This is a genomic window from Bacillus sp. 196mf (assembly GCF_003217275.1).
GTDB classification, from domain to species: domain Bacteria; phylum Bacillota; class Bacilli; order Bacillales; family Bacillaceae_G; genus Bacillus_A; species Bacillus_A thuringiensis_S.
Genome location: NZ_QJTG01000015.1, coordinates 118,158 through 131,033 on the forward strand (window position 1 = coordinate 118,158; position 12,876 = coordinate 131,033).

Here is a 12,876-nt window from a genome sequence, read left to right on the forward strand (position 1 = left end):
CCCATCTTTTAATTTAATTTTGCATTATCTTGCTTTTTTAAAGCTTTTAATTTCGTCGGTGTAACATCTGTACCTTCTTCGTTAACAACTTTAATTCCTTTAAGTTCGTTTAACATATTTTGACGAAATCCTTTTAAATATTGTTCACGTAGCGATTGACGCTCACGTTGCTCTTCTTCAGTTAAACCTTCAGCTTTTGCTTTTTTCGCTAAGAAGTTAATGCGTTCAACGAGTTCGTGATTAATCATCTCGAATCCCCCTTCTAATCAAAACTGATTATTATCATACAATAGTTACTCTTCTTTATCAAGCAATTGCTTCGTATACTCTACATATCTACGATGTACAGTCGCCTTTGAAACATTATGACCAAATCCACGTAATGTTGCTGCAATTTCTTCAAACGTGAGTTCACTTTTTCGCAAACGTACAATTTCCTCAATTGGCACTTCTTTTTTCTCTCTTCCTACACTTAAATGACGATTTTTTAAATTATTTTCTGGACGATAACCTTTTTCTACTGCACGTTGCATACCTCGTTTAATTTTCAAATTATGAATCTTTCTTTGATATTCTTCAACAATACCAATAATATCTAATACCATCGAATCAGAATCCGACAATTGTAATTCACCATTATGTGTATGCGTATATACTTTTATGCCTTCTTTATGTAAACAATGCATTAATGCGATCTTCGCATTTCCTCTACCAAGGCGCGTTTCATCTTGTATAAGTAACACATCAATTTGTTCGTCTCGAATTGTATCCAGCACCTCTAATATACCGTCACGTTCAATTGTATATCCACTAGCCTGCTCTTCAATCACCTTAGTAACATTCATTTGATAGCGCTCAGCTAAATGCAATAATTCATCTTTTTGACGTAATAATGATGTTTCTTGCGCTTCTTTCGTTGTACTCACACGTGCATAAATAATTGCATTCATTTTGAACCCCTCTTTCTCCCTATTATTTCCCTATAGTGTAACATAAATCCGCCATTTGTTCGAACTTATGTTTGTAGAATGTTTTTTCACATGTTATACTTATTAATAAGAAAAATGAAAGAAAACGAGGTGTTAGAAAACATGGAAAAGTTAACGAAACGCCAGCAAGACATTCTCGACTTTATTAAGCTAAAAGTACAAGAAAAAGGATATCCACCTTCCGTACGTGAAATTGGTCAAGCAGTCGGCCTCGCTTCTAGTTCTACAGTGCACGGACATTTATCACGATTAGAAGAAAAAGGATACATTCGACGCGATCCAACAAAACCACGTGCCATTGAAATTTTAGGTGAAGACCGAATGGATACGGAAACACAATCTGTTATTCAAGTTCCAATTGTCGGAAAAGTTACTGCCGGTTTACCAATTACAGCGGTCGAAAGCGTAGAGGAACATTTCCCACTTCCAGCTAGTATTGTTGCTGGAGCAGACCAAGTGTTCATGTTACGTATTTCTGGAGATAGTATGATTGAAGCTGGTATTTTCGATGGAGATTTAGTTGTTGTTCGCCAACAACAGTCTGCATATAATGGTGAAATTGTAGTCGCTTTAACAGAAGATAACGAAGCAACTGTTAAACGTTTCTATAAAGAAAAAGACCATTTCCGTCTACAACCAGAAAACTCTTCATTAGAACCTATCATTTTAAAACAAGTTTCCGTTATCGGGAAAGTAATTGGCGTATATCGTGATTTACATTAAAAATAATAAAAAGAAGATAATTACCTTATTTATATACGGTAATTATCTTCTTTTTTGTATTTTGATAGATTTCCATACATTCTATTTCTTATTAACGAGTTTCAATCGTCACATCTCCCGCAGCCGTTTTACCGCTAATCTTTTTACTACCATTGCCAATTGTTACGTTATTATTTTCTTCATTAAAAATTGTTACATCTCCAGCAGCACTTTGCCCAGTAATTACCGCATCTTGTGGTTTTTCCGATAAAGTAATATCTATATCTCCCGCAGTTGAACTCGCTTCTAGATTATACTTGGAATCATGATCTTGAATATTTATTTCCCCACTTGTTGTTTTTGCGGTCACTTTCCCTAATACCTTCTTAAAGTTCACCTCACCAGCTTTTGTCGATCCCTCCACATTCTTAGCCGTTACTTGTTTCAACTCTACTTCTCCAGCAAGTGTTCTAACACTTACGCTATCACTTTTCACATCACTCATTTCGATTTGTCCAGCAGATGAATTTACTTTTACATCTTGATAAGAGCGTTCGGGCACAAGGAGAGTCAATTTAGACGTTTGAAACCTAAAATCATAAAAAGAAAAATCAAATGAAGCACCTTTTTCTCTTTCCCCAATAATTTTTAATGTGTCACCATCTTCTGCAATACGAATCTCTTGTTTACGTACATCTCCTGATTGCTTTACATAAAAAGAAGAATCAGGAGATTTTTGGATAACAATATCTCCGGCATCTAACTTAACTTCTATATTTTTTAATGTTTCGTTTTTAATTACATCTTCTTTATCGCCTTTTTCAGCAGTTTGTACTGCTTTTTCATATGTTTGGGAAATTCCTATTACTCCAATAATGATACAAGCGATAGCGATTAAAAATAGTTTTTTCATCATTTACTCTCCTTTTATCATTTTGAAGTTCCATATTACATATCGTACACACAATCTCTTAAACCACTTTGTACTATAAAAAGCGATAATACACAACAATAAACCTACTCCAACAAACGTTATACTAACGAAAAGATCCAACCATATAAAAGTACCCATAAATACTTTTCCAATAACGAAAAATGGTGTTACTACACTAGCAATACCACCAATCCAAAAAGAAAATATAAAAGCAACAATTGCGACTAACGGGCCTAACACAATAATAAAATTAAACAAACTAAGTCCAATCGCTGCCATAACAGCTCTTGTCACATTTGAAGTCGATGGATTTTTTTTCATTTCATCGAAGCGATACATCGCAAGTAACTCTTTTGCGATTACTTTCGGAGAACCAAGGCCCTGAATTATTTCTGATTCAGTTTTCCCCTCTTCTAGTCCAAACTGAAAGTGCTCTTCATAATCCAATAAAATATCTTGCCTCTCTTCCTCTGGTAACTTTCTAAGATAACTTGATAATTCTTTAAGAAACCCTTCTTTACTCATCCCATTCCACCCCTTCAATAATTTCTTGTACCCCTTTCGCAAAATCACGCCATTCTGTTACTAACAAATGAAATTGCGTCTCCCCTTGCTCTGTTAATTGATAATATTTACGAGGTGGCCCTTCTGTAGATTCCTTTAAATACGTTTGAAAATACCCTTCTTTCGTCAAACGACGTAACAAAGGATATACTGACCCTTCCGATATTAAAAATTTACTAGAAATTTGCTGAACAAGTTCATAACCGTAACTATCTTTACGTTTTACAAGTGCTAATACACAAAGTTCAAGCACACCTTTTTTAAACTGAACGTTCAAGTGTTATCCTCCTTTCCTATCTTAGTACTGTTCAATACACGGTACCTGTTTTATCCATAATATACCACTTAGTATTATTTATTGCAAGGTACTAAGTTATATTTATTCCCTAAATTTAGAAAATGAACTAACGAAATTCTGAATAAGACTGTGTTATAACTGAGCATCATTACGTTAATATCATTGAGTAATAATCTGATTCACAAGCCACAAACTTATAGCCTTGCAGATGAGGACATAAAAATCATCGCTCGCGTTGTACAAGGCAGTAAAGATTTATTAAGTTTTAGCACAAGTGATTAAAAAAGATAAGATCAATTCTTTTGAAAAGATTTTCTTAGTAACATGATTCAAAATAACCAAAAACAATCCATTATCTAGTAGTTAACATATCCAATAACTTCACTAAAAAAGCCCTGATACCGTAGTATCAAGGCTTTTTCATTTCACAAATTATATAAAACTTACATTTATCATCTGATAATGTTTTTCTATGATATCACTACTTGTTATTAATTATTGGCTTTTATGTGGCTGTTTTTCATTTTGCAACCATATAAAATTGTAATAATAGGGAATTAAAAAACCCTTGATACGAGTTGTATCAAGGGTTCAAGCCTCTTAGTATAGAGACATATATTGATCGCGTTCCCATTGGTGAACTTGTGTTCTAAAGATATCCCACTCAATCTCTTTCGCTTCGATGAAGTGCTCAAGTAAGTGTTCTCCTAGTGCACCGCATACTACTTCATTAGATTGTAATGTAACTAACGCTTGCGCTAATGTTGCTGGTAAGTCAACGATACCTGCTTCTTCGCGCTCTTCTTTTGTCATTACATAGATGTTACGGTCTACTGCAGCTGGTGGAGTTAATTTGTTTTTAATTCCATCAAGACCTGCAGCTAATAATGTAGCCATTACTAAATATGGGTTTGCAGCTGGGTCAACACTACGTACTTCTACGCGTGTACTAATACCACGAGATGCAGGGATACGTACTAACGGGCTACGGTTTTGTGCAGACCACGCTACGTAACAAGGCGCTTCATATCCAGGTACTAGACGTTTATATGAGTTTACAGTTGGATTTGCTATCGCTGTAAATGCTGGTGCATGTTTTAAAATACCTGCGATGAAGTGACGAGCATCATCACTTAGTTGTAAGTCACCGTTTGCATCAAAGAATACGTTCTCACCATTTTTAAATAATGATAAGTTACAGTGCATACCTGAACCGTTCACACCGTATAGTGGTTTCGGCATAAATGTTGCGTGTAAACCATGTTTACGGGCAATTGTTTTTACAACAAGTTTGAATGTTTGAATGTCATCACATGAGCGAATTGCATTTGCATATTTAAAGTCAATTTCATGCTGCCCTGGAGCAACCTCATGGTGAGATGCTTCAATTTCAAATCCCATTTCTTCAAGTTCAAGAACGATATCACGACGACAGTTTTCCCCTAGATCCATCGGCGCAAGGTCGAAGTATCCACCGTTATCATTTAATTCTAATGTTGGATTTCCTTTTTCATCAACCTTAAATAGGAAGAATTCTGGCTCTGGTCCAAGATTGAAGTCTGAAAATCCTAAAGCTTCCATTTCTTTTAACACACGTTTTAAGTTGTTACGTGGGTCTCCATCAAATGGAGTGCCATCTGCATTGTAAATATCACAGATTAGTCGAGCTACTTTACCTTTTTCAGCTGTCCAAGGGAAAATTACCCAAGTGTCTAAATCAGGATATAAATACATATCAGATTCTTCAATACGTACGAAACCTTCAATCGAAGATCCATCAAACATCATTTTGTTATCAAGAGCTTTCGTTAATTGTCTCACTGGAATCTCTACGTTTTTAATTACCCCTAAAAGGTCCGTAAATTGTAAACGGATATACTTTACATTCTCTTCTTTCGCCAAACGGAAAATATCTTCTTTTGTGTATCTAGACATTATAAATTCCTCCTTAGTCCCTCTAATCGCCTTCAGAATCAGTTATCTTTAGTGAAAAAATCTTGAAATGTCACCTTGTCGCAATGAAGTTCGATTGAATCTACCTGTATGTTGTAGTTCATCTCGAAGTATTTTGCGAAGCTCAGTTTTTGAAATTTCTTTCGTTTCTTCTTTTACTTTCACTGCTTCTGTTTGATTTTCTTTCATTAGTAACACTTGCTTAATACCAGCCATATTCAAGCCTTGATCTAACAAATCTTTAATCTCTAACAACTTATCTACATCGTTAAATGAAAATAATCTACGATTCCCCTTTGTACGGGTTGGAGAAACAAGATTATGCTCTTCATAGTAGCGAATTTGACGTGCAGACAATTGTGTTAAATCCATAACAATACCAATTGGAAACAGCGGGGCAGAACGTCTATCTTCTTTCATTTTTCAGTTCCTCCTTCGCCTTAACTGCTTCTCATTTTATAACATGTTATGTTTAGTGTCAATAGATGTTAGCTTTTCTTACATGATTTTTTTATAAATTTTTTCATTCTTTTTTCTAATCGCATAAATCGTTACTTTTATACGAAAAAAGCTGCCGATATCGACAGCTCCCCTTTAAGAAATTGTTAATAAATTCTTTTCAATCAATTCATCAATCGCAGAACAAATCGCAATTTTAACATGCGAATACGTTAATCCACCTTGCACATATGCAACATACGGTGGTCTAATCGGACCATCAGCAGACAATTCAATACTTGCACCTTGAATAAATGTTCCCGCCGCCATAATTACATCATCTTCATAACCTGGCATATAGTTTGCATACGGAGTAAAATGCGAATTAATTGGAGATGCATATTGAATCGCTTGGCAGAAGGCAACCATACGGTCTTTATCATCAAATTGAACAGATTGAATTAAGTCTGTTCTTGGTGCATTCCACGCTGGTGACGTGTTCATTCCTAACTTTTCTAAAAACGCAGCTGTAAAAATTGCACCTTTCAGCGCTTGTCCTGCAACATGTGGCGCTAAGAAGAACCCTTGATACATTTCTTGCAGACTGTATAAAGACGCTCCAGCTTCCGCACCAATTCCCGGAGATGTTAAACGATATGCACACGCTTCAACATACTGTTCTTTACCGACAATGTAACCACCAGTTTTTACAATTCCCCCGCCTGGGTTTTTAATAAGCGAACCCGCCATTAAATCTGCACCAACATGACACGGCTCTTGCTCTTCAATAAACTCCCCATAACAATTATCTACAAACACAACAACATCAGGTTTAATTTCTTTAACAAACGCGATCATCTCTTTAATTTGAGAAATAGTAAACGATGGACGAGTAGCATAACCTTTCGAGCGCTGAATACCGATCATTTTCGTATTACTATGAATCGCTGCTGCAACAGCTTCAAAATCAACAAGCCCACCTTCAGTTAGCGGAACTGCATTGTAACCAATATTATATTCTTTAAATGAACCTACACCTTTCCCACGCACACCAACGATTTCCTCTAACGTATCATACGGTTTCCCAGTAATGTACAATAACTCATCTCCTGGACGTAAAATACCGAATAACGCTGTAGAAATAGCGTGAGTACCTGAAATAATTTGCGGACGAACAAGTCCAGCTTCCGCCCCAAATACATCAGCATACACTTTTTCTAACGTATCACGGCCAATATCATCATAACCATAACCTGTCGTCGGGATAAAATGCGAGTCACTAATTTTATGTTTACGAAAACTTTCTAATACACGAAACTGATTACTTTCAATTACTTCATCCGCACGTTTATGTACTTCTGTAATCTGATTCTCTACTTCTTTTACGATTGGAGCAATTTTTTCTCCATTTTTCAAACGATCAAACATTTTTATTTTCTCCTTCTTCCACTAAAAATCTCTTTAATTGCACATTAAGCGATGAATGAGTAAAAATATACCCTGCACAATCATATACAAATTTATCTTCCAGAAACTCCATCTTTGCTAATAGCGTTTCCGTCTTTAAAAGCGTTAATAACTTACCTTCACTCGGAGGGATTTCTACTCGATAACGATCCATTTCTTTCTTCATTTTCATTTCTATCGCTTCTTTTATACGCAATAAATCACTTTCTTCAAAAGCACTAGTCATTAAGAAATCACTTTTCGGAAACGGAATAAAGTTTTGATGTAATTCATCTTTTTTATTATATAACGTAATAATAGGAATATGATTAATTTCAAGTTCTGATAATAATCGTTTTACTGTTTTTTCATGCCCTATGTAGTTAGGATCCGCAGAATCAACTACATGTAAAATAATATCTGCTTCCCCCGCTTCTTCCAGTGTTGAACGAAAAGCAGCAATTAATGAAGTGGGTAAATCTTGTATAAAACCAACAGTATCAGTTAGTAATACTGTATAACCAGAAGGTAAGGGCATCTTCCTCGTCGTTGGGTCTAGTGTTGCAAACAGAAGGTTTTCTTCAAACGTATTAGCTTCCGTTAATCTATTAAACAGTGTCGATTTCCCTGCATTTGTATAGCCTATTAATGAAATTTGAAATACTTTATTGTCTTTTCTTCTCTCACGATATCTTTTTCGGTGTTCCACAACAACTGCAAGTTGTTTCTTTATTTCATCAATACGCGATCGAATATGACGACGATCCGTCTCAAGTTTCGTCTCACCCGGTCCTCTCGTTCCAATACCACCACCAAGACGTGATAAGGACAACCCTTGCCCCATAAGACGTGGCATTGTATATTGCAACTGAGCTAATTCTACTTGAAGCTTACCTTCCCTCGACTTCGCACGTTGCGCAAAAATATCTAGTATTAGTTGCGTTCGATCAATTACTCTCGAATCTAATACTGAGGATAAATTCCGAATTTGACTCGGCGTTAATTCATTATTAAATATAATAACATCCGGCTCTAATTCTTCAGTTAGCATTGTAAGCTCTTCTAATTTCCCTTTACCTATGTAAGTTGCCGGATGAAACTTTGGTCGTTTTTGCGTTGTTGAAACTAACACTTCCGCTCTCGCAGTCTTAGCTAGTGATGCAAGCTCTTTCATGGAATGCATAAATTTTTCATCATCATCTTGCGGCAATTGACAGCCTACTAATATGACTTTTTCTTTTTCTTCCATCAAATATGTTCACTCATCCTTTTCGAAATTTAAACCTTCTAATATAATAGCAGAGGAAGCACATTTCATCTAGTTAGCGGGGGAGAAAATTCATGGCATGGGAGATTTTTAGCATCATAGGCACAATCGCTTTCGCACTAAGCGGAGCCATTGTTGCAATGGAAGAGGATTATGATATTTTCGGGGTGTATATTTTAGGAATGGCAACCGCATTTGGGGGAGGTGCCCTTCGTAATTTATTAATCGGTTATCCGATTGTCGCGTTTTGGCAACAAGACATGTTATTCCAAATCGCACTTTTATCAATGACTATTATTTTTCTTTTTCCAAATAAGTTAATTAGACATTGGAAAAAGTGGGAAAATATCACTGACGCTATCGGCTTATCAGCATTTGCTGTACAAGGAGCATTATATGCTCAAAAATTAAATTTACCAATTAGTGCCACAATCGTGGCAGCTGTTTTAACTGGTATCGGCGGCGGTATCATTCGCGACCTTTTAGCCCGCAGAAAACCTCTCGTTCTTCGAGCTGAAGTATATGCCTTTTGGACAATTTTAGCAGGTTTCTTAATTGGCGCTCAAATTATTGTTAGCGATTGGGCCCTTTACATTTTATTCATTTTAATTGTTTGCTTCCGCATGGTTTCTATTCATTACAAATGGCATTTACCGCACAGACGTATCGAAACGAAAGAACGTTCAATGCATAAATAGCAATCTAACCTCTTTACATATCGTAAAGAGGTTTTTCTTTTCTAACGATTTTTTCTTTATATAATGTTTATACTAATTTTTAAAGTGAGGTGAATACAAATGACAAACCACGTTAATAAAGGAGCTCAAAAAAGTTCAGTAAACCAATTTGGACACGACCCTAATTCAGCACACGAAAAGAGCGCTAAAATGGAACGCTTCCATAAAGCGCACCAAGAAAAAGCAAAAAAAGAGTAAACGAACTTATACACAAAAATAGACGCACAGTTTATGTACTGTGCGTCTCCTCTTCGAGCATCAAATCCATACTCGATATTCCAATTAAATCATTTTTATCATACGTATCTTCTTGCAACAACCGCATCGCCTGTGTACGAATTGATTTTTCAACAATATTCCGTACATATCGCCCATTACTAAACGATGTAATTTGCGACGAATACTTCACCGCATGTAAATGATCCCTAAATTTCCATTCAGCTTCTTTTGATAACTGATATTCACGATCTTCATACATTCTCTTTCCAATTTCCAATAGCTGATTTACCGAGTAATCCGCAAATTCAATAATAAATGGAAAACGAGATTGCAGCCCTGGATTTAATGAAAGAAAGTGATTCATCTCTCTTGAATATCCAGCTAAAATCAATACAAAACCATGTTGTTTATCTTCCATATGTTTTACAAGCGTATCAATTGCTTCTTTTCCAAAGTCCTTCTCTCCTCCTCGAGCTAAAGAATACGCCTCATCAATAAACAAAATACCTCCCATTGCTTTTTTTATTAAGTCTCTTGTTTTTTGAGCTGTATGGCCGATGTACTCTCCTACAAGATCAGCACGTTCAGCTTCAACCAAGTGGCCTTTCGATAGAATATTCATCTCAAACAGCAATTTTCCTATCATTCTAGCAACAGTTGTCTTCCCTGTACCCGGATTCCCTTTAAACAGCATATGAAGCACTTGCTTCTCAGACTTCAATCCCTTCTCTTGTCTTTTTTTATTCACATAAATCCAAGCATATATTTCTTTTATTATCTTTTTTATATCATCCATCCCAACAAGCTTCCCCATCTCTTCTTCAATTCTCTGCAGCATTTCATGTTTAATTGTAGTTTCATTTGAAATTACCGTTTTATTTTCTGCGGCTGGCAAAGAAATTTTCTTTCGATGGTTTAACACAATATTAATTTGATTGTTGTTTTTCTTTCGCATCGATTGTTCCATACAATCACCTCATTTTATCCCGCTATTTGCGAGCAGTAAGACTCCCACCTCGACATTCAGCAAACGCTTGGTATTTAAGCGGGAGATAACCGCCCGTAAATGCCCGATTGGTTCAACTAATAATCGCAGAGGATGAACAAAATCCCCACTGATTATAGTTTCACTTTATCCACTCACCAAATATTATTATTCCTGTCCCCCTTGTAAATGCCTATTTTCAGAAAAGTTTGCTATAATATAAGAAATAATTAAGGTGGTGGGACTATGGAGACAACGGAATTCCATGATACAATACAAGCCTTTTCTATTTTTTTATTGAATAAAGGCCGAAAACCCTCAACTATTAAACGTTATGTTTATGACGTTGAAGACTTCGGACATTGGTTAGAAAAAAACAAAAAGCTCCCTTCCAGTAATATATGGGCTACACTTTGTACAAAAGACTACGAAGATTACTTTTCCGATTTAAAAACGAATCGACATTACTCAGAAAAAACGATGCATCGTGTATTTACTGTATTAAATAGAATGCATCACTTTCTAAACATTCCCAATCCATTGAAGAATATGGAAATATCTATTCAACCAGACCGTACACTTCGTAACGAAGATTTCATTTCACCTGATGAAGAAAAAAGATTAAAGTATATAGTCACTTCATTAGAAGGACTTTCAGAAAAACAACTTCCTGTGCGCCCTTTATTAATGGATCGCAATATTGCTATTTTAAATCTATTGATCGACTACGGTTTATCCTTACAGGAACTTACAGCATTAACAATGCATCACGTTCACTTTGAAACTAACACATTGTCAATCCCAGCAACCGCAGGTGTAGAAAGAACAATTACATTAGCAAAAGAAGACAAAAAACAACTATATAATTATTACAAAAGTATCCCAGAACCAGTTCGTCCTAAGTATCATAGTGATGATTCATTGTTTGTCGCATTTGATTTTAACCGTGGAACATACAGGTGGGTATATGAAAATGATGCACCAAAGGCATTAACGGAAATTGCTATACAAAAAATGATTCGCCTCGAAGTGGCTAGAGCCAATTTACGTAAAGGAATTTCAGGACAACATTTTCGTAACACCTATATTTTAAACTTAATAAAAAAAGAAACTCCTGAATCAGAAATTATAAAACTCGCTGGATTCAAATCAAAAATTTCATTAAAGCGATATTATCAATACGCAGAAAATAGAAAAAACGCCTTATTGTAAGGCGTTTTTTCTATTTTTTCTTTAAACAAACGATTTTACTATGACCATTTAACTAATTTCTGCATCTACTATGATGAGTTTCGTTCACATTTTCGTGAGAAAGGAGAGATTTAATGTCTCGTTATAACGACAATCAAAACAAATTCTCCAAACCATGCTTTCCAAGTAGCGCTGGACGAATCCCAAATACTCCATCAATCCCAATTACTAAAGCTCAACTTAGAACATTTCGTGCGATTATTATTGATTTAACAAAAATAATCCCAACACTTTTTGCAAATCCATCTCCCCAAAATATTGAAGATCTAATCGATACATTGAACCTACTAAGTAAATTTATTTGTTCACTAGACGCTACTTCCTCCCTGAAAGCACAAGGGTTAGCTATTATTAAAAACTTAATAACTATATTAAGAAATCCAACCTTTGTAGCAAGCGCTGTATTTATTGAGCTTCAAAATCTCATTAACTATTTACTATACATTACAAAATTATTCCGAATTGACCCTTGCACACTTCAAGAGCTTCTTAAATTAATAGCAGCATTACAAACTGCTCTAGTTAATTCTGCTTCGTTCATTCAAGGACCTACCGGACCTACTGGACCAGCAGGCGCTACTGGTGCTACCGGACCTCGAGGTAACACGGGCGCTACTGGCGCTACCGGTGCCACTGGACCTCGAGGTAACACGGGCGCTACCGGCGCTACTGGACCTCAAGGTAACACGGGCGCTACTGGCGCTACCGGTGCCACTGGACCTCGAGGTAACACGGGCGCTACTGGCGCTACCGGACCTCAAGGTAACACGGGTGCTACTGGCGCTACCGGTGCCACTGGACCTCGAGGTAACACGGGCGCTACTGGCGCTACCGGACCTCAAGGTAACACGGGCGCTACTGGCGCTACCGGTGCCACTGGACCTCAAGGTAACACGGGTGCTACCGGCGCTACCGGTGCCACTGGACCTCAAGGTAACACGGGTGCTACCGGCGCTACTGGACCTCAAGGTGCTCAAGGTAACACAGGTGCTACTGGTGCCACTGGACCTCAAGGCGTCCAAGGTAACACAGGTGCTACTGGTGCTACCGGCGCTACTGGACCTCAAGGTGTTCAAGGTAACACAGGTGCTAC

At 36.7% G+C, this 12,876-nt stretch carries 15 protein-coding genes; 5 read left to right on the forward strand and 10 right to left on the reverse strand.

Going from position 1 to position 12,876, the window contains the following annotated elements:
- Positions 1-8 precede the first annotated feature (8 nt).
- Together ATL10_RS20035 and ATL10_RS20040 are read right to left on the reverse strand one after the other, a co-directional pair.
- On the reverse strand, positions 9-248 hold the full coding sequence (locus tag ATL10_RS20035) for a DUF896 domain-containing protein (RefSeq protein WP_000607015.1): 240 nt from the start codon (positions 246-248) through the stop codon (positions 9-11).
- A gap of 45 nt (positions 249-293) precedes the next feature.
- Complete coding sequence (locus ATL10_RS20040) at positions 294-950, reverse strand: YneB family resolvase-like protein (RefSeq protein WP_000991471.1); 657 nt, start codon at positions 948-950, stop codon at positions 294-296.
- A gap of 141 nt (positions 951-1,091) precedes the next feature.
- Between ATL10_RS20040 and lexA the strand changes: the two genes are divergently transcribed.
- On the forward strand, positions 1,092-1,712 hold the full coding sequence (gene lexA / locus ATL10_RS20045; protein ID WP_000413738.1) for a transcriptional repressor LexA: 621 nt from the start codon (positions 1,092-1,094) through the stop codon (positions 1,710-1,712).
- Positions 1,713-1,803: 91 nt separating this feature from the next.
- Here the strand turns inward: lexA and ATL10_RS20050 are convergent, their stop codons facing one another.
- From ATL10_RS20050 to hflX, 7 genes are all read right to left on the reverse strand, one after another.
- The gene (locus ATL10_RS20050) at positions 1,804-2,607 is read right to left on the reverse strand and encodes a DUF4097 family beta strand repeat-containing protein (protein ID WP_001986547.1); all 804 of its coding nucleotides are present in this window, start codon (positions 2,605-2,607) and stop codon (positions 1,804-1,806) included.
- Positions 2,608-3,150 carry a DUF1700 domain-containing protein gene (locus ATL10_RS20055; RefSeq protein WP_000031386.1) on the reverse strand — a complete coding sequence of 181 codons (543 nt, stop codon included), beginning with the start codon at positions 3,148-3,150 and terminating at the stop codon, positions 2,608-2,610.
- On the reverse strand, positions 3,143-3,466 hold the full coding sequence (locus ATL10_RS20060) for a PadR family transcriptional regulator (protein ID WP_098284272.1): 324 nt from the start codon (positions 3,464-3,466) through the stop codon (positions 3,143-3,145). Before ATL10_RS20060 ends, ATL10_RS20055 begins: the two co-directional genes overlap by 8 nt.
- 621 nt (positions 3,467-4,087) lie before the next feature.
- Entirely contained in the window at positions 4,088-5,422 is a 1,335-nt protein-coding gene (gene glnA, locus ATL10_RS20065; RefSeq protein ID WP_000092763.1) for a type I glutamate--ammonia ligase, read from the reverse strand.
- A 48-nt stretch (positions 5,423-5,470) separates the two neighbouring features.
- A complete protein-coding gene (gene glnR / locus ATL10_RS20070; RefSeq protein ID WP_000656783.1) occupies positions 5,471-5,860 on the reverse strand; it encodes a transcriptional repressor GlnR in 390 nt (129 codons plus the stop codon).
- Between the two features lie 174 nt (positions 5,861-6,034).
- Complete coding sequence (locus ATL10_RS20075; protein WP_000460282.1) at positions 6,035-7,306, reverse strand: methionine gamma-lyase family protein; 1,272 nt, start codon at positions 7,304-7,306, stop codon at positions 6,035-6,037.
- The gene (gene hflX / locus ATL10_RS20080; RefSeq protein WP_139213263.1) at positions 7,299-8,573 is read right to left on the reverse strand and encodes a GTPase HflX; all 1,275 of its coding nucleotides are present in this window, start codon (positions 8,571-8,573) and stop codon (positions 7,299-7,301) included. Before hflX ends, ATL10_RS20075 begins: the two co-directional genes overlap by 8 nt.
- A 92-nt stretch (positions 8,574-8,665) precedes the next feature.
- On the opposite strand from hflX, the gene ATL10_RS20085 reads away from it, so the two are divergent.
- Together ATL10_RS20085 and ATL10_RS31335 are read left to right on the forward strand one after the other, a co-directional pair.
- Entirely contained in the window at positions 8,666-9,289 is a 624-nt protein-coding gene (locus ATL10_RS20085) for a trimeric intracellular cation channel family protein (RefSeq protein ID WP_000312267.1), read from the forward strand.
- A gap of 99 nt (positions 9,290-9,388) precedes the next feature.
- Positions 9,389-9,526, forward strand: coding sequence for a hypothetical protein (locus ATL10_RS31335; RefSeq protein WP_000181505.1), 138 nt, complete (start codon positions 9,389-9,391; stop codon positions 9,524-9,526).
- A gap of 31 nt (positions 9,527-9,557) precedes the next feature.
- Here the strand turns inward: ATL10_RS31335 and spoVK are convergent, their stop codons facing one another.
- Positions 9,558-10,514: a stage V sporulation protein K gene (gene spoVK, locus ATL10_RS20090; protein WP_000438177.1), complete on the reverse strand. Its 957-nt coding sequence runs from the start codon at positions 10,512-10,514 to the stop codon at positions 9,558-9,560.
- A 264-nt stretch (positions 10,515-10,778) separates the two neighbouring features.
- Between spoVK and ATL10_RS20095 the strand changes: the two genes are divergently transcribed.
- Together ATL10_RS20095 and ATL10_RS20100 are read left to right on the forward strand one after the other, a co-directional pair.
- Positions 10,779-11,744 (forward strand): tyrosine-type recombinase/integrase, encoded by a 966-nt coding sequence (locus tag ATL10_RS20095; protein WP_000450330.1) that lies wholly within the window; start codon positions 10,779-10,781, stop codon positions 11,742-11,744.
- A gap of 113 nt (positions 11,745-11,857) precedes the next feature.
- Positions 11,858-12,876, forward strand: a 1,019-nt coding sequence (locus ATL10_RS20100; protein ID WP_142669981.1) for a collagen-like repeat preface domain-containing protein, incomplete at its 3' end; no start/stop codon positions are given.